At 67.6% G+C, this 19,988-nt stretch carries 25 protein-coding genes and 1 pseudogene; 13 read left to right on the forward strand and 13 right to left on the reverse strand.

Going from position 1 to position 19,988, the window contains the following annotated elements; translation table 11 throughout:
* Nucleotides 1-43: 43 nt before the first annotated feature.
* The 3 genes from MBEBAB_RS02225 to MBEBAB_RS14910 all read right to left on the reverse strand — a co-directional run bounded on the left by MBEBAB_RS02225 (nt 44) and on the right by MBEBAB_RS14910 (nt 3,191).
* Nucleotides 44-448, reverse strand: a complete 405-nt coding sequence (locus MBEBAB_RS02225) for an NUDIX domain-containing protein (protein ID WP_021696293.1) — start codon at nt 446-448, stop codon at nt 44-46.
* Nucleotides 449-669: 221 nt separating this feature from the next.
* Nucleotides 670-2,223 (reverse strand): MBL fold/beta-CASP domain-containing RNA metallo-hydrolase, encoded by a 1,554-nt coding sequence (locus MBEBAB_RS02230; protein WP_021696294.1) that lies wholly within the window; start codon nt 2,221-2,223, stop codon nt 670-672.
* A gap of 113 nt (nt 2,224-2,336) precedes the next feature.
* On the reverse strand, nt 2,337-3,191 hold the full coding sequence (locus MBEBAB_RS14910) for a universal stress protein (RefSeq protein ID WP_052516707.1): 855 nt from the start codon (nt 3,189-3,191) through the stop codon (nt 2,337-2,339).
* A 92-nt stretch (nt 3,192-3,283) separates the two neighbouring features.
* Between MBEBAB_RS14910 and MBEBAB_RS02240 the strand changes: the two genes are divergently transcribed.
* Nucleotides 3,284-3,682, forward strand: a complete 399-nt coding sequence (locus tag MBEBAB_RS02240) for an ElaB/YgaM/YqjD family protein (RefSeq protein ID WP_158332107.1) — start codon at nt 3,284-3,286, stop codon at nt 3,680-3,682.
* A gap of 154 nt (nt 3,683-3,836) precedes the next feature.
* Here MBEBAB_RS02240 and MBEBAB_RS16405 read toward each other — a convergent pair whose 3' ends face one another.
* Nucleotides 3,837-3,995, reverse strand: a complete 159-nt coding sequence (locus MBEBAB_RS16405) for a hypothetical protein (RefSeq protein ID WP_021696297.1) — start codon at nt 3,993-3,995, stop codon at nt 3,837-3,839.
* Between MBEBAB_RS16405 and MBEBAB_RS02245 the strand changes: the two genes are divergently transcribed.
* From MBEBAB_RS02245 to MBEBAB_RS02260, 4 genes are read left to right on the forward strand one after another with little or no spacing between them, the layout of a single operon-like run.
* Complete coding sequence (locus MBEBAB_RS02245) at nt 3,985-4,743, forward strand: SDR family oxidoreductase (RefSeq protein WP_021696298.1); 759 nt, start codon at nt 3,985-3,987, stop codon at nt 4,741-4,743. The genes MBEBAB_RS16405 and MBEBAB_RS02245 overlap by 11 nt on opposite strands.
* A gap of 5 nt (nt 4,744-4,748) precedes the next feature.
* Nucleotides 4,749-5,264 carry a dihydroneopterin aldolase gene (gene folB / locus MBEBAB_RS02250; protein WP_021696299.1) on the forward strand — a complete coding sequence of 172 codons (516 nt, stop codon included), beginning with the start codon at nt 4,749-4,751 and terminating at the stop codon, nt 5,262-5,264.
* Nucleotides 5,233-5,829 (forward strand): DUF4870 family protein, encoded by a 597-nt coding sequence (locus MBEBAB_RS02255; protein WP_021696300.1) that lies wholly within the window; start codon nt 5,233-5,235, stop codon nt 5,827-5,829. Before folB ends, MBEBAB_RS02255 begins: the two co-directional genes overlap by 32 nt.
* 10 nt (nt 5,830-5,839) lie before the next feature.
* Entirely contained in the window at nt 5,840-6,232 is a 393-nt protein-coding gene (locus tag MBEBAB_RS02260; RefSeq protein ID WP_021696301.1) for a hypothetical protein, read from the forward strand.
* Nucleotides 6,233-6,439: 207 nt separating this feature from the next.
* On the opposite strand, the gene MBEBAB_RS02265 is transcribed toward MBEBAB_RS02260, so the two are convergent.
* Nucleotides 6,440-6,835 (reverse strand): hypothetical protein, encoded by a 396-nt coding sequence (locus MBEBAB_RS02265; protein ID WP_045318698.1) that lies wholly within the window; start codon nt 6,833-6,835, stop codon nt 6,440-6,442.
* A gap of 93 nt (nt 6,836-6,928) precedes the next feature.
* Here MBEBAB_RS02265 and MBEBAB_RS02270 point away from each other — a divergent pair, with 93 nt between their 5' ends.
* Entirely contained in the window at nt 6,929-7,222 is a 294-nt protein-coding gene (locus tag MBEBAB_RS02270) for a GNAT family N-acetyltransferase (protein ID WP_021696303.1), read from the forward strand.
* A gap of 53 nt (nt 7,223-7,275) precedes the next feature.
* Nucleotides 7,276-7,923, forward strand: coding sequence for a DUF4126 domain-containing protein (locus tag MBEBAB_RS02275; RefSeq protein ID WP_021696304.1), 648 nt, complete (start codon nt 7,276-7,278; stop codon nt 7,921-7,923).
* Here the strand turns inward: MBEBAB_RS02275 and MBEBAB_RS02280 are convergent.
* Nucleotides 7,911-8,576, reverse strand: coding sequence for a hypothetical protein (locus MBEBAB_RS02280; protein ID WP_231378958.1), 666 nt, complete (start codon nt 8,574-8,576; stop codon nt 7,911-7,913). The genes MBEBAB_RS02275 and MBEBAB_RS02280 overlap by 13 nt on opposite strands.
* A gap of 151 nt (nt 8,577-8,727) precedes the next feature.
* Here MBEBAB_RS02280 and MBEBAB_RS02285 point away from each other — a divergent pair, with 151 nt between their 5' ends.
* The 5 genes from MBEBAB_RS02285 to MBEBAB_RS02305 all read left to right on the forward strand — a co-directional run bounded on the left by MBEBAB_RS02285 (nt 8,728) and on the right by MBEBAB_RS02305 (nt 12,431).
* A complete protein-coding gene (locus MBEBAB_RS02285) occupies nt 8,728-10,254 on the forward strand; it encodes a sensor histidine kinase (RefSeq protein WP_148291408.1) in 1,527 nt (508 codons plus the stop codon).
* Nucleotides 10,251-10,673 carry a response regulator gene (locus tag MBEBAB_RS02290; protein WP_021696307.1) on the forward strand — a complete coding sequence of 141 codons (423 nt, stop codon included), beginning with the start codon at nt 10,251-10,253 and terminating at the stop codon, nt 10,671-10,673. Before MBEBAB_RS02285 ends, MBEBAB_RS02290 begins: the two co-directional genes overlap by 4 nt.
* Nucleotides 10,673-11,713, forward strand: coding sequence for a sensor histidine kinase (locus tag MBEBAB_RS02295; protein WP_021696308.1), 1,041 nt, complete (start codon nt 10,673-10,675; stop codon nt 11,711-11,713). Before MBEBAB_RS02290 ends, MBEBAB_RS02295 begins: the two co-directional genes overlap by 1 nt.
* An 8-nt stretch (nt 11,714-11,721) precedes the next feature.
* Entirely contained in the window at nt 11,722-12,165 is a 444-nt protein-coding gene (locus MBEBAB_RS02300) for an NUDIX domain-containing protein (protein WP_021696309.1), read from the forward strand.
* Nucleotides 12,166-12,257: 92 nt separating this feature from the next.
* Nucleotides 12,258-12,431 carry a CsbD family protein gene (locus MBEBAB_RS02305; protein WP_021696310.1) on the forward strand — a complete coding sequence of 58 codons (174 nt, stop codon included), beginning with the start codon at nt 12,258-12,260 and terminating at the stop codon, nt 12,429-12,431.
* A 74-nt stretch (nt 12,432-12,505) separates the two neighbouring features.
* Here MBEBAB_RS02305 and MBEBAB_RS02310 read toward each other — a convergent pair whose 3' ends face one another.
* The 5 genes and pseudogenes from MBEBAB_RS02310 to MBEBAB_RS02330 form a co-directional block, all read right to left on the reverse strand.
* Nucleotides 12,506-13,000: a hypothetical protein gene (locus MBEBAB_RS02310; RefSeq protein ID WP_148291409.1), complete on the reverse strand. Its 495-nt coding sequence runs from the start codon at nt 12,998-13,000 to the stop codon at nt 12,506-12,508.
* A 67-nt stretch (nt 13,001-13,067) separates the two neighbouring features.
* On the reverse strand, nt 13,068-14,246 hold the full coding sequence (locus tag MBEBAB_RS02315; protein WP_021696312.1) for a vWA domain-containing protein: 1,179 nt from the start codon (nt 14,244-14,246) through the stop codon (nt 13,068-13,070).
* Nucleotides 14,246-15,257: pseudogene (locus MBEBAB_RS02320) on the reverse strand (adenosine deaminase). The gene MBEBAB_RS02315 and the pseudogene MBEBAB_RS02320 overlap by 1 nt, the downstream one beginning before the upstream one ends.
* A gap of 34 nt (nt 15,258-15,291) precedes the next feature.
* The gene (gene argS / locus MBEBAB_RS02325; protein ID WP_021696314.1) at nt 15,292-17,067 is read right to left on the reverse strand and encodes an arginine--tRNA ligase; all 1,776 of its coding nucleotides are present in this window, start codon (nt 17,065-17,067) and stop codon (nt 15,292-15,294) included.
* Nucleotides 17,064-17,726: a hypothetical protein gene (locus MBEBAB_RS02330; protein WP_021696315.1), complete on the reverse strand. Its 663-nt coding sequence runs from the start codon at nt 17,724-17,726 to the stop codon at nt 17,064-17,066. The genes argS and MBEBAB_RS02330 overlap by 4 nt, the downstream gene beginning before the upstream one ends.
* Before the next feature lie 148 nt (nt 17,727-17,874).
* On the opposite strand from MBEBAB_RS02330, the gene ispH reads away from it, so the two are divergent.
* Nucleotides 17,875-18,843 (forward strand): 4-hydroxy-3-methylbut-2-enyl diphosphate reductase, encoded by a 969-nt coding sequence (gene ispH / locus MBEBAB_RS02335; protein ID WP_021696316.1) that lies wholly within the window; start codon nt 17,875-17,877, stop codon nt 18,841-18,843.
* On the opposite strand, the gene MBEBAB_RS02340 is transcribed toward ispH, so the two are convergent.
* Together MBEBAB_RS02340 and rpsD are read right to left on the reverse strand one after the other, a co-directional pair.
* Entirely contained in the window at nt 18,840-19,244 is a 405-nt protein-coding gene (locus MBEBAB_RS02340; protein WP_052516708.1) for a hypothetical protein, read from the reverse strand. The genes ispH and MBEBAB_RS02340 overlap by 4 nt on opposite strands.
* A 119-nt stretch (nt 19,245-19,363) precedes the next feature.
* Nucleotides 19,364-19,981 (reverse strand): 30S ribosomal protein S4, encoded by a 618-nt coding sequence (gene rpsD, locus MBEBAB_RS02345; RefSeq protein ID WP_021696318.1) that lies wholly within the window; start codon nt 19,979-19,981, stop codon nt 19,364-19,366.
* Between the last annotated feature and the right edge of the window lie 7 nt (nt 19,982-19,988).

Raw genomic sequence — 19,988 nt, forward strand, 5'->3', positions numbered from 1 at the left:
GGCGCCGTGAAGATTTCATCCAGCCGCCGCTGCGTCGCCGCCGTCACGCCTCGGGCAGGGCGTCGGGCGCGAACCACTCGGCGTTCGAGATCTCCCCATGGGAGGTCCGCGCGCCGACCGCGAAGGCGTCCACCGCGAACACCAGCACATGGTCATTGGGAAAGAACCGGTGGTTGGAATGCACCGACAGCAGGCGCGGCGGTCCTGACGCGATCAGCCCGGTCTCCTCGCGCAGTTCGCGCACCGCCGCGTCCTGCACCGTCTCGCCCCGGTCCACCCCGCCGCCCGGCAGCCACCAGCCCTCCAGATAGGTGTGCCGCACCAGCATGATCCGCCCCGCCTGATCCCGCGCCACCACCCGCACGCCCAGCGTCATCCCGCGCGTCAGCCGCGAGACGGCGAAGAACAGCGGCCGGGTGAAGGGCTCGATGTGAACTCGCCAGTTCATGGATCCGTGTCTGCCTTCAAACGCGCTGCTGAACCGATTGCTCAGCTTCGTGGCGTGAGGAATGCCGCCTCGGCAGCCCCTCGCGCAAGAGCGGACGGTTTTGATGGCGGGTCAGGGCTCAACGTGGCTGTTCGGGCGCCGTTCACGGCATGGGGCGGGATAGTGCGATATTCTCTCGCTGCTGTTCCAGTTCACCTCTGGTCAGAGGCCAGGATTCCCCGTCAGACCGAGGTGTCGGTCGTCGCTTCGGCTCCCTCGACGGCGCCCTGGCGACGCGCCGCCTTGACCTGACGGGTCAACTCGGACAGCAGCCGCGCGCGCACCTCGTCGTCGCTGATCTCCTGCAGCACCTCGTTGAGAAGACCCAGGAAGCCTGCACGCCTGTTGTGCCAGTCCTGACGACCGGCGGCCCCCGGCGGCAAACGGGGTCGGGACGCAGCCTCGGCCTGAATCTCGCGGGCGCCGAGATCATAGGTCTGGTCAAGGATGGGCGTGATGATGCGGTCCGGCGGTATGGACGCCGCCTCGAGCCGACGCGCCAGACCTGCAAGACCATCGGGCTCGCCATGGTTGAGGAAAATCGCGCCCGTGGGCGTCCTGTCCAGAAGCCACTGGACCAGACCGGTCGCGTCCGCGTGACCCGAGTAGGTGTCGATGGAGCGAATATTCGCCCGCACCCGAACATCCTGCCCCTGAATTCGAACCAGGTTCTGACCCTCTACAAGCACTCGGCCCAGGGTGCCGACAGCCTGATATCCGGTCATCAGGACCGTGGTCTCCTTGCGCCAGAGAAGGCGTTTCAGGTGACGCCGGACCCGGCCGCCGTCGCACATCCCGCTGCCGGCGAGGATGACATGCCATCCACGCAGCCGGTCCAGGGTGTCGCTCTCATTGGGACGCAGAAGCTCATGGATCCGTTCGGCGTGCTGTAGCGGCAGATAAGGGTTGGACTGGCTGTCGGAGTTCCACCCGCGCTTCAGGAAAACATCGGTGGCCTCGATGGCCAACGGGGAGTCGAGGAATATCTCACCCGCCAGATCGGGATGAGCGTCCATGATCGTGAGGAGATCCAGGAGCAGTTCCTGCGATCTGCCGATGGCGAAGACGGGCAGCAGGAGCGGACCGCCCGCCGCGCGGGCCCGCCGCAGCTCCTCGGTGAGGATATCGCGCCGCCGTCCTGGCTCCAGCACAGGTCGTTCTCGATCCCCATAGGTGGACTCCAGCACCACATGCTGCGCGCCGGATGGACCGTCTGGCGTCGGCAGCAGGTACTGGCCCAGTGCGCCCACGTCTCCTGAGAACAGGACCCTGACCGGCGAGCCTCCGGATTTGAGACTGAGCTCCACGGAAGCCGCGCCGAGCAGGTGGCCCGCCGGCCAGAAGCCGGCCTCGACACCCGGCGCTGCGACCACGGTCTGGCGCATCTTCACCGTCTGGAACAGCCGCATGGTCGGAGCCACATCGGCGGGGCCATAGATCGGCGTGACCAGGGGCAGGCCGCGGCGCTCGTTGCGCCGGTTGAGATTGTCCACGTCCATGGCCTGCAGCTCCGCCGCGTCGGCGAGCATCACGGCGCAAAGGTCCCGCGTCGCGGCCGTGGCGAAAATCGGTCCGCGGAAGCCTCCGCGGACCAGTTTGGGCAGCAGTCCGGAATGGTCGATGTGGGCGTGGGTCAGAACGACGGCGTCAATCTTCGCCGGATCGAAGGGAAACGGTTCGTAGTTGAGGGCCTTGAGCGTCTTGGGACCCTGGAACATGCCGCAGTCCACCAGCACCTGGGTCGGTCCGCAGGTGACTCGCGTACAGGAACCGGTGACACACTCGGCCGCGCCGAAGAACTGGAGAGCGGGGCCGCTCGATCCCTTCGACGGGGAAGGGGCGGGCGCGGTCAATGCATCAACAGCAGCGACGGGCCGTCCTTCGCCTTCATGAAGCTGCGGGTCGCCCCGCCGAACAGATACTCGGCCAGCTGCGGCCGCCCGAAGGCGCCGGCGATCAGCAGGTCCACGTCATTGGCCCTGGCCGTCCTGATCAGCGCTTCGCCTTCTGGCGATCCTTCGGCAGAGACGCATCGGCCCTCGCCTAGATCATGGGCGCGCAGATAGGCGTTCAGCGTTTCCGGGTTTGCATCTGTGTCCAGCCGCCGGCCCTCCGGCGCCTGAAGAATAAGCAGCGCCTTCGACGCGCCGATCAGGGGCAGGGCCTGACGCACGGCCCGTCCTGCGTGAGCACTCCCATCCCAGGCGATGGCCGCGACGCCGGACAGGCTCTCGGGATCGCCGCGCGCGATCAGCAGCGGAGCGCGCTCGGCGAACAGGATCTGCCCGATGAGATGGCGGTCCGACCCTGTCAGCAGCCCTTGCGCCACCACCACCAGATCAGCCAGGGCCAGATGGCGGGCCACAGCGAAGGTGGGCGGCCGGTCATAGTCGGCCAGGACCAGACGTGGCTCCCCGCCGCCGGGCCCGAAGGTGAGACCGGTCTCCTCGCACACGTCCCGGCAGACCTGTTCGATCTCGGCCTGGGTCGTTTTCATGGCTTCTGACAGCGCTTCAAAGACTTCTTGCGGATAGGCGCCCCCGGCGGAGATCCCGAAGGCCGCCACACTCGCGGCGGCATCCGGATAGGCGGGAACCACCGTGACCCTGGCTCCATGCTCCAGCGCCAGCCAGGCGGAGAACGCCAGCGTTTGGCGGTCGAAGGGCTCCCCTACGGCCAGGGCGACAATGTGCTTGTAGCTCATGGGCTGATCCTCAAGGCCGGCTCGCCCCGCGTCCGTTCAGGCGACCGCGATGCGGTCCGATGGCGGGACCGGGCAAAGGATGCCATGTCGGCGTGGCGCGGACATTGATCCAGATCACGGCGGGGCGGGGGCCGCAGGAGCATGGATGCGGCCCCGAACAGGAGGCTGACATGCCGAAGACCTCTATCCAGAAGCTGAACAAGACCATCCAGGACCTGGTCGCTGAGGTTGCCGACAATCTCAGAGACGCGACCGACAAGACCGGTGAAGAAGCGCAGGAAGCCCTGCAAAACGCCTCGGCCGCCCTCAGCCGGGCGGCGCACCATCTGGCCGAGCAGGCTCGTGAGACCGGCGCCGGCTTGGCGCAACGCACCAGGGAGGAAGTTCAGGAGCATCCTTGGGCGACCGCCGCCCTGATCGCTTCGGCGGCGGCGCTGATCGGCCTGGTCGCCGCCCGGCGTCTGGGAATTCCGCCCGCCGCCGGCGAGTAGGATCTCCACCTTCATCGCCCACGCGATATCCGTCCATGAAAACCGTCGGCGCCGGCTGGCGGCGCTGGAACGACCTTCGACATCAGTCTGAATGTGAGGCGCTGGGCGGCCGGGTGAAGGCTTGATGTGACGGCGCCAGGTGGTCATGGTCGCCTCACAGGCCATCGGCGGCGCTTGAACCATCGCCCGCCGCCCTATATGCGGTGCGCAAGTTTTCAGGAGCTTTTCCATGGTCGTCGTCGCCGCCATTCTGGGTCTCGCCATCGTCCTCGCCGCCTTCAACTGGTTCGAGTTCGGCCGGATTGACTGACACGGGCGCCCCACGCGGCGCGGCGCTGGTCACCGGCGCTGCACGCCGCATCGGCCGGGCCATCGCGCTTGAGCTGGCGCGGGCCGGGTTCGACGTCGCGGTCCACCACAACAACTCCGAGGCGGACGCCGCCGACACGGTGCGCGAGATCGAATCGCTGGGCCGTCGCGCGGTCGCGCTTCAGGCCGATCTGACCGACGAGGCCGCCGCGCGCCGCCTGATCCCCGACGCCGCCGCCGCGCTCGGGCCCCTGACCGTGCTGGTCAACAACGCCTCGGTGTTCGAGGACGACCGGGTGGGCGGGCTGAGCCGCGACAGCTGGGACCGGCACATCGAGACCAATCTGCGCGCGCCCATCGTGCTGGCGGAGGAATTCGCCGCCCAGGCGCCGGACGGGGCGTGCATCGTCAACCTGCTGGACCAGCGGGTGCGAAAGCCGGACCCGCGCTTCTTCTCCTACAGCCTGTCGCGCGCCGGCCTGTGGTGGGCGACCCGCACCCTGGCCCAGGCCCTGGCCCCGCGCATTCGCGTCAACGGCGTCGGTCCCGGCCCGACCCTGCCGTCCATCCACCAGACGCCCGGGGAATTCGCGGCGGAGGCGGAGAACACCTTGCTTCAGCGCGCCGGCGACCCGGCCGAGGTGGCGCGGGCGGTGCTCTATCTCGTTGACGCGTCCCTGGTCACGGGCCAGATGATCGCCGTGGACGGCGGCCAGCACCTGGCCTGGCTGACCCCCGACATCGTGGAGTAGCCGACTTGTCCCTGGCCCCCAGCCCTTTGCCCTTCCAGGCGCCCGAACCGCGGCGCGAGGCCCTGACCGTGTTCGTGCGCGGGCTCGAGGTTCAGGCCGGCATCGGCGTCCACGACCACGAGCAGGGCCGCCTGCAGACCCTGATGATCGATGTGTCGCTCGAACTGGGCGCCGGCGACGTGGACGGTCTGTCGGATACGGTGAACTACGAAACCGTGGCCGAGGCCGCGCGCGCGATCGTCGCGTCGGGCCATGTGGGTCTGGTCGAGACCTTCGCGGACCGGCTGGCGCTGGCCTGCCTGGACAATCCCCGGGTTCTGGCCGCGCGGGTGCGGGTTGAAAAGCCCGGCGCCTGGCCGGGACCATCGCCCCGGGATGCGAAGTGGTCTGGCGGCGTTAGGCCCGGCCGAACCGGCTCAAGCCGGTTGTCATGGGCGGCCGACGCCGCCATTGTCTGGACAAGCGCGCAAAGGCGCATCGAGGAGCGACATGGCCGAACCGGGCGAGCCCAGGACCCCTGAGGACGATTTCGACGATCAGGTCGGCTTCTGCTCGCCCCAATCCGTGGCCGGGCGCCCGGTGGAGCCCGAGCCCGCTCCCGAGCCCGTCGCCCATCCCGCGCCGGAGCCGGAGCCGGAGCCCCGGATGGAGGACGCCGTGCGCGAACCCGAACCGCCGACACCCGAGCCTGAACCTGAGCCCGCGCCGGTGTTCGTCTCGCGCGCCGAGCGTCGCCGGGCGCTGGACGAGGAGCCGAAGGACCGGCTCACCTGGGCCCTGACCATCTACGCCCTGATCCTTTTCGCGGTGCCGACCCTGGGCTTTTCCGCCGTCCTGGGCCTGCTGGCGGTGACGGGGCGCACGGTGAACGCCTCACCGTTCCTGCTCAGCCACTATGTCTATCAGCAGCGCACCCTGTGGACCGCCGCCATCGCCGCGCTGGTGGGGCTGATCCTGATCGTGGTGAACCTGGGCATCTTCGTCCTGTTCCTGCTGGCGGTGTGGACCATCGCGCGCGGCGCGGCGGGCATCTGGCGCCTGAAGAACGCCCAGCCCATATCCAATCCCCGGACATGGTTTTTCTAGGAGACATCTGATGGCCGACGCCGCCCCCGAGCCCCGCTACGGCTCATCCGATCCCGAGGAAGGCCGCGCCGCCGCAGGCGTCGTGTGGCTGCTGTATCTGCTGGCCATTCCCAGCGCCAATCTGCTGGCGGTGGTCGGGGTCGTGGTGGCCTACGCCATGCGCGGCAACGCCACGGGCTGGGTCCGCGCCCATTTTGACGATCAGATCCGCCTGTTCTGGTCGGTCATCGTCTGGTTCATCCTGCTGGGCATCGTGATGTTCGTGTCGGCGGTGCTGTCGGTGATCCTGATCGGGATACCGTTCCTGATCGCTGCGGGCATCGCGATGCTGGTGCTGTTCATCTGGTTCACGGTGAAGAGCGTCCTGGGCCTGATCGGCGTGGTCCAGGGCCGCACGCCTTAAGGCTACGGAGCCCCGGCGCGGCCGGCCATCTCGGCCATCTCCAGCATGTTGAAGCGAATGCCGCCGGGGGCCTCAAGGTCTCCCGGCGCCATGCCCTCTGGACAGGCGCCTGGTGCTCACCCTCGACCACCTGGGCCACGGTGCGGTTCATGTGCGGCACGGCCGCGCCCGTGGTGGTGGAGGTCATCTCGGTGCGATAGGCGCTGTTCAGGTCGCCGGTGGTGACGCCCTCGCTGACCACGCGCCCGCCCGATCCCATGTCGCAGACCGATCGGACGGTCCAGCCCCCGCCGGCCGCGGCGTCACCGTGGATTCCTCGCAGGCGCCGCCCGACATCTGGCTGCCCAGCACGCCCATGCGCGCCTGCACCTCGGCGTCCACGCACATGCGCATGGCCGACCGCATGCCGTCGGTCTCGCTGGCCACAACCCAGAGTCCGTCCCGCAGAACCGGCTGCGCCTGGGGCGCGGCTTCGGCTGTTTCGGGCGCATCGGCGGGCTCGCCGCCCGCGGGTTCGGATACGGCAGGATCCTCGCGTCCGCAGGCCGACAGCCCCAGAACGGCGACGCCCACAACGACGCCCAGCTTCACCTTCATGCCCATGACCGGCCCCTCCACACATGATCGTCAGATGTGGTGGGGAACGTCATCGCCCCGCCACGATTGATCCACTATAGCCTGACCGAGGAGCCGCCCATGACTGATTTTCGAGATGTGCCCGCCGAGAACCGCTTCGAGCAGGGGTTCACGGACGCCGAGGGCGAACTGCGCCGCGTCTGGGCCGACTACGCCAGACAGGGTGACCGGCGGGTCATTTTGCACGTGGAGGCCGAGCCGGAATTGCGCGGCTCCGGGGCGGCGGGAGACTTCATGACGCGCCTGGCCGATCACGCCCGCACCCATGACCTCAAGCTGATCCCGCGCTGCGCCTACGCCGTCGCCTGGTTCCGCCGCCATCCGGACGCGGCGGACGTGGTCAGCGATCTCTGAGCCTTGACCCCGACCCGCTCCCGGCGCTCTGCTGAGCGCAGGGAGGATGGGGCATGATCGAACAGGTGATAGACGCGCTGGGCGGCATGACGACGGCCGTCCAGGGATGGGGGGAGCCTTTCGCCGTCTGGATCGTGCCCGCCTTGCTGGGGCTGGGCCTCGCCGCGTCGACGGGCCTGCGCACTTTCCTGCCGTTGCTGATGCTGGCGCTTGCGGCGCGGTTCGGTTGGTTCGGAATCCAGCTGAACGAGCAGATGCAGTGGTTGCATTCCGACGCCGCCGTGGCGGCGCTGGGGGTGGCGGCGGTGGCGGAGTTCACGGCCGACAAGGTTCCGGTCGTGGACAACGCGCTCAGCGGCGTCGGACTCATTGTGCGGCCCCTCGCGGCGGCGCTGGCCGCCGGGTCGCTGTTCGTCGGCGTGGATCCGCTGCTGGCGGCGGTGGCGGGAATCATCGTCGGGGCGCCGACGGCCCTGGCCTTCAACGCGGCGCAGGGCGGCCTGAGGTTGGCGTCGACCGCCACCACGGGCGGTCTGGGCAATCCGGTGCTGTCGTTGTTCGAGGACGTGCTGGCTTTCTTCACAGCCCTGCTGGCCCTGCTGGCGCCGGTGCTGGTCCCGGTGTTCCTCGTCGTCCTCGCCCTGATCGTGGGACGCGTGGCGCGTCGCGCGCGCCGGAGGCTTGAGCGTCAGTCCGTCTGAACCCAGCCGCCGGCCGATGCCTCGCGCGCCTGTTCATTGACGGGGCGGGCGATCAGGCCCGACTGGGTGATCCAGACCTCGTACTGGGCCCCGTCGGCCATGGGCATGTAGGCGGCTGAGCCATACAGCGTGTCCACGGCGTCCACATAGTCCCGGTAACGCCGCGACACGTCCCAGACATCCAGGGTCCAGCGCCGCTCGGACGCCACGTCGCCGCCGCGCAGGTCGTGCACGCTGCGCACGGCCGTCAGTTCCTGCTGGGTGTCCTGATAGCGGCCAGACAGACGGTCCAGCCGGTATTGCGCGTCCAGGCCCAGAATGTTGGCCCAGGGCTTCCAGCGCAGGACATGGGCCTCGATGCGCCATTCGTCGCCGTGAACCGGATAGACCGCCGTCGAGGCCGGGGTCGCATCCGTTTCAGGCTGGGTCAGGGTCGCTTCGAAGAACTGCGTCTCGATCTGGCTGAGTGTAATGGTGGCGACCGGTCGTTCGTGGGTCAGGCGTGCGTAGCTCTGGACATTGAGGCCCAGAAGGATGGCGGCGACCCCGGCGGCGAGGATCCCGCCGCCGAAAAGCACGCCGCTGAACGCCCCCAGGAACCGGCCCCGAAACAGGGCCCCCAGCCCCGAAAGCAACAACAGCGCGCCGGCCAAGGCAGCCGCGCCGGGAAGAATCCACCACCACCAGACCATTGCACACGCTCCCCCAAAGCTTTGCCACGTTAACCAAGGAAAGGACGCGCGTCACCCTCTGGTTCCGAGGCGGGGTGGACAGGGAGCGCGGGGCCGCTAAACCATGCGTCCCATGGCGCCAGATTTCCGTTCGACAATTCAGGGCCTTCGGCTGTTCCTGAGGACCCCGACCATCAGCCGGACCATCGTGGGCCTGCTGAGCCTGGCGATCCTGCTGCTGCTGGTCATCAACATCGCCACCTTCGTGATGGTGCAGCGCATCTCCGACCATACCGAGGCGTCGGAGCGCAGCCAGCAGATGCAACTGGCCGCCCGGGAATTCATGCTGCTGATGGTGGACGCCGAAACGGGGCAACGCGGCTTTCTGCTGACGGGGCGCGCCGACTATCTGGCCATTCACGACGCGGCGCAGCACCAGCTCCCCGCGGCCGGAGATCGCCTGTCCCGGCTGGCCGAGACGCCCGACGAGACCCTTCGCATCGACACCCTGCGGGAGCTCAAGCGCCAGAGGCTCGAGGTCATGCAGCAGACCATCGTCCTGGCCAGGCAGGGCCGGATCGGCGAGGCGGTTCAGATTCTGCGTGGCGGCGAGGGCAAGGCCCTCATGGACGAGATGCGGGAGCAGGTGGCCGCTCTTGATGCGATCGAGGAAGCGCGTGTCGCCCAACGCGTCCGCGCCGCCCGCAACGCCACCTGGGCGGCGATCGGCGTGAACGGCGTGTCGGCCGTCCTCATCATCGCCCTGGCCATCATCAGCCTGATGTTGATCCGCCGCTATGTGGCCGAGGTCCAGTCCGCCCGCGACAGCCTGGATGCGCTCAACAGGGGGCTGGAGGCCACGGTGGCCGACCGCACCGCTGATCTGACCCGCGCCAACGAGGAGATCCAGCGCTTCGCCTATATCGTCAGCCACGACCTGCGCGCGCCGCTCGTCAACGTCATGGGCTACACCTCCGAGCTGGAGCAGGCGGGCAAGGCCCTGTCCGCCCACATGGAGCGCACACGCTCGGATGATCCCGATCCCATCGAGCAGGACGCGGTTCAGGCCGTGACCGAGGATGTGCCCGAGGCCATCGGCTTCATCCGCGCCTCCACCGCCAAAATGGACCGCCTGATCAACGCCATCCTCAAACTGTCCCGGGAAGGACGCCGCGGGCTTGTCTCCGAGCCCTTGGACATGACCGCCATGGCCCGGCAGATCGCCGACAGCGTGCGCCACCAGACCGAGGAGGCGGACGCCGAAATCGTCGTCCACGACCTGCCAGTGGTGGAGAGCGACCGCCTGTCCATGGAGCAGATCTTCGGCAACCTGATCGACAACGCGGTCAAGTATCTGGACACCGGACGCCCGGGCCGCATTGAGATCCGCGGGCGGGACCTGCTGGGCGGATGGGTCGAATACGAGATCGTGGACAACGGGCGGGGCATCTCTGACCGGGACCACGAACGCATCTTCGAACTGTTCCGTCGATCCGGCCGTCAGGACCGGACGGGCGAAGGGCTGGGGCTGGCCTTTGTGCGCAACAGCGCGCGGCGCCTGGGCGGAACCATCGACATTGAGTCAGAGCTTGGAAAAGGCTCGACATTCCGTTTGAAATTTCCGAAACGTCTGATCGCAGGGGCGGGAGACACAGTATGAGTACAGCCGTAACCATCGTCATGGTCGAGGACGACCATGGCCACGCCAAGTTGATCGAAAAGAACATCCGCCGCGCCAACATCTCTAACGAGATCAAGCATTTCGACGACGGGTCTTCAGCCCTCGATTATCTGTTCAGCGAAGAGGTGAAGGCCAATGGCCCCATGCTGGTGCTGCTGGACCTCAACCTGCCCGATATGCAGGGCACGGACATTCTGGCGAAGATCAAGGCGGACGAACGCCTGAAGCGCGCGCCTGTGGTGGTTCTGACCACCACCGACGACAAGGTCGAGATCCAGCGTTGCTACGACCTGGGCTGCAATGTCTACATCACCAAGCCGGTGGACTATGAAGCCTTTGCCGGAGCGATCCGCCAACTGGGCCTGTTCCTGTCGGTGATGCAGGCGCCGGACATCTGATGAGCGCGGCCGGGAACGGAGTTCGGCTGCTCTATATCGACGACGACCGGGGGCTGTCCCGGCTGGTCGAGAAGGAATTGACCCGACACGGCTATGTCGTCACCTGCGCGCTCGACGGGGACGCGGGGCTGGAGCAACTGCGCGAAGGCGCCTTCGACGTCATCGCCCTGGATCACTACATGCCCACGCGCGACGGGCTGGACGTTCTCCCGGACATCCTGGCGGTGCCCGCTGCGCCGCCTGTTGTCTATGTGACCGGGGCCCAGGACGGACGCATCGCCGTGGCGGCCCTGCGCACCGGCGCGGCCGATTACGTCATCAAGGACGTGTCCGAGGACTTCACCGCGCTGCTGCGCGCCGCCCTTGAGGACGCTCTCGAGCGCCGCCGCCTCAGCCGGGCCAACGAGGAGGCCCAGGAAGAGGTTCGTCTGGCCCGCGACCGGGCCGAGGCCATGCTTCGTGAGGTCAATCACCGCGTCGGCAACAGCCTGCAACTGGTCTCCAGCTTCATCTCCCTGCAACTGCGCCAGATGAAGAACGACGCGGGGCGTCTGGCCCTGCAGGACGCCCAGGTGCGCATCGAGGCGGTGGCCCAGGTCCACCGGCGGCTCTACACCTCGGCCGACATGGCCAGCGTGGCGCTGGATGAATACCTGGAAGGGCTGGTGGACGAACTGGTCCAGTCCCTGTGCCCGGAAGAGGGCGCGCCATGCATCACCCTGAAAGCCGAGCCCCTGCGGGTGGACACGGACCAGGCCGTGTCGCTTGGCGTGGTGGTGACGGAACTGGTCACCAACGCGGTCAAATACGCCTACCTGCCCGGAAATGGCGGCGACATCCGCGTCCTGCTGGAACGCCAGGATGAGACGCGCGCCGTGCTGACGGTGGAGGACGACGGCCCCGGCATGGGCGACGGCAAGCCCAAAGGCACGGGCCTCGGCGGCAAGATCATCTCGGCCATGGCCCATGGCCTGAAGTCTCAGCTCGAGATCGATCCGGAACACACCGGCGTGCGGGCGCGTATGGTCTTTGACCTGTAAGGCGCGCGATGAACCTGCAATTCGGCCAGCCGGAACCCGGCCATAACTATGAAGACCGTCCGACGGCCTTCGGCCTCGTCCTTCGCGACGGCTTGATCGCCTGCGTGCGCGTCGATCGCGGGGAGGGGAGCTATTACGACCTGCCCGGCGGCGCCATCGACGGGGATGAAACCGAAGAAGACGCCCTGGTCCGCGAGTTCGTGGAGGAGACCGGCCTGACCGTGCGGGCGGGTGATCGTCTGGGCGAGGCGGGTCAGTATTTCCTGAAATCGGATGGCCGGGCCGTGAACAATCTGGCCGGCTTCTGGACCGCCGAGGTTGAGCGGGAGGATCCCGACGCGAAGGTCGAGGATGATCACGAATTGCATTGGCTGGACCCGCACCGGGCGCTGGCCGAGCTCCGCCACGACGCCCACGCCTGGGCCGTCGCCATATGGTTGCGTCGGCGCTGATCCCAAAAGCGTGACGGAACAATCGGATGGCCCGCCTGTTTCCTTATTGAAGCGCCGCCGCAAACGGCTGGCGTCAACCGAAGGGATACACCATGGCTGATCATGATCGTGTTGAAGGCTCCGCCAAGCAGGCTGAAGGCAAGATGAAAGAGGGCGTCGGCAAAATGACCGGCGACCAGAAGCTGGAAGCCGAGGGCAAGGCCAAGCATGCCGAGGGCAAGGTTCAGAACGCCGTCGGCGGCATGAAGGACAGCCTGAAGGACTGAGTGTTCTCCAGGAACGTGGATGGGCCCGCCGAAAGGCGGGCCTTTTCAATTTCAGTCGCCATTGAGAAGGCGGTTCAGAGCCTCGGCGCAGGGCCGTCCTGCTCGCCGCAGCGGATGGACCAGGAGGCGGTGTCCCCGTCCTGGCTGCGCTGGGAGGACTGCCGGCAGTTTCGCAGGCGGTCGGCCGGGTTCGTGGCGGGCGCCTGAACCCACTCGCGTTCCTCCGCTTCCGTCCAGTCGGTGGTGCGGTTCATGGCGCCGCCCCGGGCCAGCGATTCCTGAATGACGGCTTCGGTGACCCGCTCCCGGCATGCGGCCTCGGATTCATCCGGACCCCGGGCGTCTTCGGCGCAGGCGATCTCGAAACGCTGGGCGAGGGAAAGCCGGGGGCGCTCCGCATCCAGGTCAAAACCCCGGTCATCAATCTCGTCTGCGGCCGCGGACCGCCGCTCCCTTTCCGCCTCCACCGCCGCACGCAGATGGCCGTATCGCGCGCCGACCTCCGGCCGGCCGGGCGGCTCCTGGCCCGCCAGCGCCGCCGCGATCATCAAAGCCCCCGATATCCACATGGCCGCCTCCGGGATTTCCGGCAGACTGTCCCGAAATCCGCCGTCGGGCGACTGACAGCCCCTGACGTCAGCGCGCCAAGGTCCGCATGGCCCGCTCCAGCCCATCCAGGGTCAGCGGGAACATGCGCTCCTCCATGACCTCGCGGATCAGGCCGACCGACGGCGTATAGCCCCAGAACCGCTCGGGCACGGGGTTCAGCCAGACCGACTTCTCCCACTGCTCTCGCGCCCGCTTCAGCCAGACCGCGCCGGCTTCCTCATTCCAGTGCTCCACCGACCCGCCGGGGACGGTGACCTCATAGGGGCTCATGGTGGCGTCGCCCACGAACACCGCGCGCCAGTCGCCCGGATACTTGTTCAGCAGGTCCCAGGTGGCCGTCTGTTCCGACTGCCGCCGCCGGTTGTCCTTCCAGACACCTTCGTAAAGGCAGTTGTGGAAGTAGAAGAACTCCAGGTTCCGGAACTCGGTCTTCGCGGCCGAGAACAGCTCCTCGCACAGCTTCACGTGCGCATCCATCGAGCCGCCCACGTCCAGGAACAGCAGCACCTTGATGGTGTTGCGCCGCTCGGGCCGCATGTGGATGTCCAGCCACCCCTGGCGCGCCGTGCCATCGATGGTGGCGTCCATGTCCAGCTCGTCCGGCGCGCCCTCGCGGGCGAAGCGGCGCAGGCGGCGCAGGGCGACCTTGATGTTGCGGGTGCCCAGCTCGACCGTGTCGTCCAGGTTTTTGTACTCGCGTTTCTCCCAGACCTTCACCGCCCGCCCCTGGCGGCCCTCGCCGCCGATGCGCACGCCTTCGGGATTGTAGCCGCCGTGGCCGAAGGGGCTGGTCCCGCCCGTGCCGATCCAGCGGTTGCCGCCCTCATGCCTTTCGGTCTGCTCCTCAAGCCGCTGCTTCAGCGTCTCCATCAGCTTGTCGAAGCCGCCGAGAGCCTCGATCTGCGCCTTCTCCTCGTCGGTCAGGTATTTCTCGTTCAGCAGCTTGAGCCAGTCCGCCGGGACATCGGCGGTGATCGCTTCGCCCGCGCCGACGGTCTCCACGCCCTTGAACACCTTGCCGAACACCTGGTCGAAGCGGTCGTAGTGCTTCTCGTCCTTCACCAGCACCGCCCGCGACAGGTGGTAGAAGTCCTCCACCTTCCCGTCGGCCACGCCCGCGTCCATGGCCTGCATCAGATGCAGCCATTCCTTCAGGGACACGGGCACCCGCGCCTCGCGCAGGGCGGTGAAGAAGGGCAGCAGCATCAGGCCGCCTTCGCCGCGTAGGCGTCCACCTCGGCGATGTGGCGGGCCTTGTCCTCATCGGGCAGGAACGAGCCCTCGAAGCTGTTCTTCGCGATCTGCACCAACTGCTCGCGGGTGACGCCCGCATGCTCGGCCATGGCTCATAGTTCCTGTTCACATAGCCGCCGAAATAGGCGGATCGTCCGAGTTCAGGGTCACGTGCAGACCCTGTTTCAGCATCTCGGGCACGGGGTGCTTGGTCAGGTCGTCGATGACGCACAGCTTGTGGTTCGACAGGGGGCAGACCGTCAGGGTCATGCCTTCGGCCGCCAAGCGACGGATCAGGGTCGGGTCCTCCAGCGACCGGTTGCCGTGGTCCATGCGATCGATCTTGAGCAGGTCCAGCGCTTCCCAGACGTATTCCGGCGGGCCTTCCTCGCCCGCGTGGGCGACGCGCTTGAGGCCCAGCGCCCCGGCGGCGGTGAACACCCGCTCGAACTTGGACGGTGGATGGCCCACCTCGGACGAATCGAGCCCCACGCCCTCGATCCGGTCCAGCCAGGGCTCGGCCGCTTTCAGGGTGGCGAAGGCCGCGTTCTCGTCCAGATGGCGCAAGAAGCACAGGATCAGCTTCGAGGTGACGCCCAGCTCCCGCTCCGCCTCATCCATGCCCGCCAGCAGCCCGTCGGCGACGACCTGGAAGGGGATGCCGCGGTCGGTGTGGGTCTGGGGGTCGAAGAAGATCTCCGCGTGCCGCACGCTGTCGGCCGCCGCGCGCCGGAAATAGGCCAGCGCCATCTCGCGGAAGTCATCCTCGGTCCGCAGGACGTCGGCCCCGGCGTAGTAGATGTCGAGGAAGTCCTGCAGGTTCGAGAAATCGTAGGCCGCCTTGATCTCCTCCACCGAGGCGAACGGCAGCGCCACCCGGTTGCGCCGGGCGAATTCGAACATCTGCTCCGGCTCCAGACTTCCCTCGATGTGCAGGTGCAGTTCGGCCTTGGGCAGGCCGGCGATGAAGGGCGTCAGCGACATGATCGATCCTCTGATGACGTCGCGGGGATTGTGCCTACATCCGCTCCGGCGTCGCAATGCCCAGCAGGTCCAGCGCGATCTCCAGCTGTCGCAGGGCGGCCGCCGCCAGGGCCAGGCGCGAGGCGCGGGTCGTCTCGTCCGGCGCGGCCAGCACGGGGCAGGCGGCGTAGAATTTCGAGAACGACTGCGCCAGACGATAGGCGTGCTCGGCGATCAGGTGCGGGCTGCGCTTGTCGTAGGCGTCGGCGGCGGCCTGGTCGAAGGCGTCCAGCGTCAGGACCAGATCCCGCTCGGCCGGCTCGGCTACCGCGATGGCCCCTGCGCTGGCGCCTTGGTCGGCGGCCTTGCGCAGCAGGGATTTGATGCGCACCGCCTGATACAGCAGGTACGGCCCTGTCTTGCCCTCGAAGCTCATGAAGCGGTCGAGGTCGAAGACGTAGCTGGTGGTGCGGTTGTTGGACAGGTCGGCGAATTTCAACGCCGCGACGGCCACCTTGCGGGCGATGTCCTCGAACTCGGCCTCGGGCAGATCAGCGCCCAGTTCGGCCTCCTTCAGGCGCTCGCGCGCCTTGTCGGTGGCCATGGTGATCAGGTCGTGCAGCTTCAGCACCCCGCCCGCCCGGGTCTTGAACGGCTTGCCGTCCGGCCCGTTCATGGTGCCGAAGCCCAGATGCTCCAGCGCGCCCTCGTCGGCGTATCCGGCCAGATAGGCCGCCCGGAACACCTGCTCGAAATGGTCGGCCTGACGCTGGTCCACCACATAGAGGATCAGGTCGAAGCCGGGGTCCTCGCGCCGTCCCACGATGGTCGCCAGGTCGGTGGTGCCGTACATGGCCGAGCCTTCGGACGACACGACCAGCAGCGGCGGCAGGTCGCGCTTGTCGCCCTCCTTCGCCACCCGAACGATGCGCGCGCCCTGATCCGCGATCAGCAGGCCCTGCTTTTCGAGGTCCGCCACCATGCCGGGCACGAAGGCGTCGGCGTCGGACTCGCCCTTCCACAGGTCGAAATCCACGCCCAGGGCCGAGAACTCGCGCTCCAGCGCCGAGCGGCTGACGGTGACAAAGTGGGCCCACAGAGCGCGGTATCCGGCACGGCCGGACTGCAGTTCGGCGGTCGCTTTCCGGGCGCGGTCGCGGAACGCCTCGTCCTCCTTGGCCTTGGCGGCGGCCAGCGGATACAGGCGCTCCAAATCCGCCAGCGACACCGGGCTTTCGGCGGGGAAGGGGCCGTCGCCGTCGGCCATGAAGGCGTCGGCCCCCGGAAGTTTCTGGCCTTCGTCGGCGCAGGCCACGATGAGCAGGCCCATCTGGAAGCCCCAGTCGCCGAAATGGGCGTCGCCCCACACGGTGTCGCCCCGGAAGCGGAACAGCCGCTTCAGGCTCTCGCCGATGATGGACGAGCGCAGGTGCCCCACGTGCATGGGCTTGGCCACGTTGGGCCCGGCGTAGTCGATGATGACCTTGCGGGCCGCCTCCACGCCGCTGGCTCCGGCCCGATCGCTGTCGCCCGCCACCGCCTCGGCCCGCTCGGCCAGGGTGGCGCCCGCCACCTTCAGATTGATGAAGCCCGGCCCGGCCACCTCGACGGACTCTAGCCGGGGGTCGGCGGCCAGCCGTTCGGCCACGCGGCTCGCCAGCTCACGCGGGTTGGCTTTGAGCGCCTTGGCGGCGGCCAGGGCGCCGTTGGACTGGAAGTCGGCCAGGTCGGGCCGGTCCGAGGCCGTCACGCGCGCCAGCGCCGCGTCCACGCCTTCGGCGGCGAAGGCGGCCCCGACCGCTTCGCCCAGAACAGACTTGAGGTCGGTCATTGTTGCGTTTGGGCCGTGCCGGCGTTGATGCGGAAGCGGCTGCCCGTGCGGTTGAATTCGGCCATTTCAGGCGTCACTTCAAAACCGACGAGGATCTCGAAGTTCGACCCGCTGGTGGTCTCTTCAGCGCGGGGAATCACGATGCCGCGAATCTCTTCCTCGACGCTGGTCTCCGACTGCCCCCGGAAATTCACCGGCAGGTCGAAATATTCCTTGGCCAGCACTGCGGTGTTTCGGTCCGTCACCGCGATCCAGTACCGATAGGTCCGGCTGTCGTTGGTCGCCTGCGGACCTCGTCCCAGTTCGAACAGGATGTTCATATTGACGGTGATGGGGTCGTCGCCGCGATACGAGCAGTTCGCCGTCACGCCCTGGATCTCGCCGGTGTAGCCCACATTGGCGGTGCTGGGCTGGTCGAACGGCATCTCCACATAGCGCGCGGCGTCATAGAGGATTTTCACGAAGGGGCAGGGCCCCGCGTTGACCTGCTCGTTCAGGCGCAGCCGAGGCATGTTCCAGGCGTCATTCTGCGGGCGGGTTTCTTCCTGACCGCTGGTCTCGCCCGGACGGGTCTGTCCCGGACGGGTCTGGGCTTCGCCGACGACGGGGGTGACGGCCAGGGCGGTCGTGGCGAGGAGGGGCAGGGCGATACGGCGCATGAAGAAATCCCGGCGAGCAGGTGAAGCCCCGCGCCGGTCGTGGCGCGAACTGAGGCTAAGGCTCATCGCTGATAGCGGCTAAAGCGAGGCGCCGCAACGCGCGCACCCCCCGCTGGCGTCCGACGCCGTGAGCGCCTAGTTAGGCTGCATGACCGCCGCCGCCGTGACCCTTCCCCATCGCCGCTCCCTGACCGTGCGCCTGGCCACGCCGCGGGGTTTCTGCGCGGGCGTTGACCGCGCCATCCAGATCGTGGAGCGGGCCCTCGAGAAATACGGCGCCCCCGTCTATGTGCGGCACGAGATCGTTCACAACCGCCATGTGGTTGAGCGCCTGCGCGACCTGGGCGCCGTGTTCGTCAAGGATCTGGATGAGTGTCCGGACGACCGGCCCGTGGTCTTTTCAGCCCACGGCGTGCCCAAGGCGGTGCCCGAGGCGGCGCGCTCCCGACAGATGTTCTTCCTGGACGCCACCTGTCCGCTGGTCTCCAAGGTGCATGTGGAAGCCGAGCGGCATTACGCGGCCGGCCGCCACATCATCCTGATCGGTCATGAGGGCCACCCCGAGGTGGTCGGCACCATGGGACAGCTGCCCCCGGGCGCCATCACCCTGGTGGAGACCGTCGAGGATGCGCGGGTCTTCTCTCCGCCGGGTGACGCGCCCCTCGCCTATGTGACCCAGACCACCCTGTCGCTGGATGACACGGCCGAGATCGTGCGCACCCTGAAGGAGCGCTTTTCCGGCCTGCCGGATCCGCACAAGGAAGACATCTGCTACGCCACCACCAACCGGCAGGAGGCGGTCAAGCGTCTGGCCGAGGGGTCGGATCTGGTTCTGGTGGTGGGGTCGGCCAATTCCTCCAACTCGGTGCGGCTGGTGGAGGTGGCGTTGCGCGCCGGCGCCCGTGACGCCAGGCTGGTGGACGACGCCTCGCGCATCGACTGGGCCTGGCTCGAGGGTGTCGAAACCGTGGGCGTGACGGCCGGAGCCTCGGCGCCCGAGGAATTGATCCAGGGCCTGATCTCGGCGCTTTCCGCCAACTTCGATGTGACCCTTCGCGAGGATGACGGAGCCCGCGAGACCGTCACCTTCAAGCTGCCCCGGGCCCTGACCGCCTAGAGCGTGTCCAGATAGGGGTTGTTGACCCGCACCCGCTGACCGGGCTGCAGCCCCAGCTCCTCGAAGGTCCAGATCAGCTCGAGGCCGTCTTCCGCATAGGCCTGGCAATAGTCATTGTGCATCCGCCGCAAGGTCACCACCGCCTCGTCGTCGACCAGGGTGATGATCGGCTGAATGTCGTCCCGTTCGGTGCAGCCGCCCGAAGTGACGCGGAAAACGGCATGGTCCGCGATGATCGCCGCGGCGTGGATCGGCTCCAGCACGCCGGGCATGTCTTCGGTGTTCACCACGATCTCACGGTGCGCGGCCGCGTCGGCGCGATCGGGCAGGATCCGGTCCAGCATCGCGCAACCGCCCATGAGGACGCAGAGGGTCAGGGTGGCTGCGATGGTGCGGAGCAAGACGCTCTCCCCCGTAGACATGGCCCATAATCGCCTGATTGGGCCAAATGCGAAAGGCCCCGGATTGCTCCGGGGCCTTGTTGTTCACAACCGGGCGCTCGAAAGCGGCCGATAAAGCCTTAGGACGAGTAGAACTCGACCACCAGGTTCGGCTCCATCTTCACGGCGTAGGGCACGTCGGCCAGCTCGGGGATCCGCACGTAGCGGGCCGAGAAGCCGCGGTCGCCCAGCTCCAGATAGTCCGGCACGTCGCGCTCGGACGACTGCTGGGCTTCCAGCACCAGCGCCATGGAGCGGGACTTTTCCTTGACCTCGACCACATCGCCGGCCTTCACGCGGTAGGAGGCGATGTCGACCTTCTTGCCGTTGACGGTCACGTGGCCGTGGCTGACGAACTGACGGGCGGCCCAGACGGTGGGCACGAACTTGGCGCGGTAGACGATGGCGTCCAGACGCGACTCCAGCAGGCCGATCAGGTTTTCCGAGGTGTTGCCCTTGCGGCGGGCGGCCTCGTCATAGGTCTTGGCGAACTGCTTCTCGGTGATGTTGCCGTAGTAGCCCTTCAGCTTCTGCTTGGCCTTCAGCTGGATGCCGAAGTCAGAAACCTTGTTCTTGCGGCGCTGGCCGTGCTGGCCGGGACCGTAGGAGCGCTTGTTGACCGGAGACTTGGCGCGACCCCACAGGTTTTCACCCATGGCGCGGTCGATCTTGTACTTGGCGCTGTGGCGCTTGGACATATGTCAC

This window comes from Brevundimonas abyssalis TAR-001 (assembly GCF_000466985.1).
Classification (GTDB): Bacteria; Pseudomonadota; Alphaproteobacteria; order Caulobacterales; family Caulobacteraceae; genus Brevundimonas; species Brevundimonas abyssalis.

Excerpts from the sequence above, each read along its gene's own strand:
- MBEBAB_RS02225 (WP_021696293.1), bottom strand. The coding sequence starts at position 448 with ATGAACTGGCGAGTTCACATCGAGCCCTTCACCCGGCCGCTGTTCTTC.
- MBEBAB_RS14910 (WP_052516707.1), bottom strand. The coding sequence starts at position 3,191 with ATGAGCTACAAGCACATTGTCGCCCTGGCCGTAGGGGAGCCCTTCGAC.
- MBEBAB_RS02255 (WP_021696300.1), top strand. The coding sequence starts at position 5,233 with ATGGCCGAACCGGGCGAGCCCAGGACCCCTGAGGACGATTTCGACGAT.
- MBEBAB_RS02260 (WP_021696301.1), top strand. The coding sequence starts at position 5,840 with ATGGCCGACGCCGCCCCCGAGCCCCGCTACGGCTCATCCGATCCCGAG.
- MBEBAB_RS02265 (WP_045318698.1), bottom strand. The coding sequence starts at position 6,835 with ATGGGCATGAAGGTGAAGCTGGGCGTCGTTGTGGGCGTCGCCGTTCTG.
- MBEBAB_RS02270 (WP_021696303.1), top strand. The coding sequence starts at position 6,929 with ATGACTGATTTTCGAGATGTGCCCGCCGAGAACCGCTTCGAGCAGGGG.
- MBEBAB_RS02275 (WP_021696304.1), top strand. The coding sequence starts at position 7,276 with ATGATCGAACAGGTGATAGACGCGCTGGGCGGCATGACGACGGCCGTC.
- MBEBAB_RS02285 (WP_148291408.1), top strand. The coding sequence starts at position 8,728 with ATGGCGCCAGATTTCCGTTCGACAATTCAGGGCCTTCGGCTGTTCCTG.
- MBEBAB_RS02290 (WP_021696307.1), top strand. The coding sequence starts at position 10,251 with ATGAGTACAGCCGTAACCATCGTCATGGTCGAGGACGACCATGGCCAC.
- MBEBAB_RS02295 (WP_021696308.1), top strand. The coding sequence starts at position 10,673 with ATGAGCGCGGCCGGGAACGGAGTTCGGCTGCTCTATATCGACGACGAC.
- MBEBAB_RS02300 (WP_021696309.1), top strand. The coding sequence starts at position 11,722 with ATGAACCTGCAATTCGGCCAGCCGGAACCCGGCCATAACTATGAAGAC.
- MBEBAB_RS02305 (WP_021696310.1), top strand. The coding sequence starts at position 12,258 with ATGGCTGATCATGATCGTGTTGAAGGCTCCGCCAAGCAGGCTGAAGGC.
- MBEBAB_RS02310 (WP_148291409.1), bottom strand. The coding sequence starts at position 13,000 with ATGTGGATATCGGGGGCTTTGATGATCGCGGCGGCGCTGGCGGGCCAG.
- MBEBAB_RS02315 (WP_021696312.1), bottom strand. The coding sequence starts at position 14,246 with ATGCTGCTGCCCTTCTTCACCGCCCTGCGCGAGGCGCGGGTGCCCGTG.
- argS (WP_021696314.1), bottom strand. The coding sequence starts at position 17,067 with ATGACCGACCTCAAGTCTGTTCTGGGCGAAGCGGTCGGGGCCGCCTTC.
- MBEBAB_RS02330 (WP_021696315.1), bottom strand. The coding sequence starts at position 17,726 with ATGCGCCGTATCGCCCTGCCCCTCCTCGCCACGACCGCCCTGGCCGTC.
- ispH (WP_021696316.1), top strand. The coding sequence starts at position 17,875 with ATGACCGCCGCCGCCGTGACCCTTCCCCATCGCCGCTCCCTGACCGTG.
- rpsD (WP_021696318.1), bottom strand. The coding sequence starts at position 19,981 with ATGTCCAAGCGCCACAGCGCCAAGTACAAGATCGACCGCGCCATGGGT.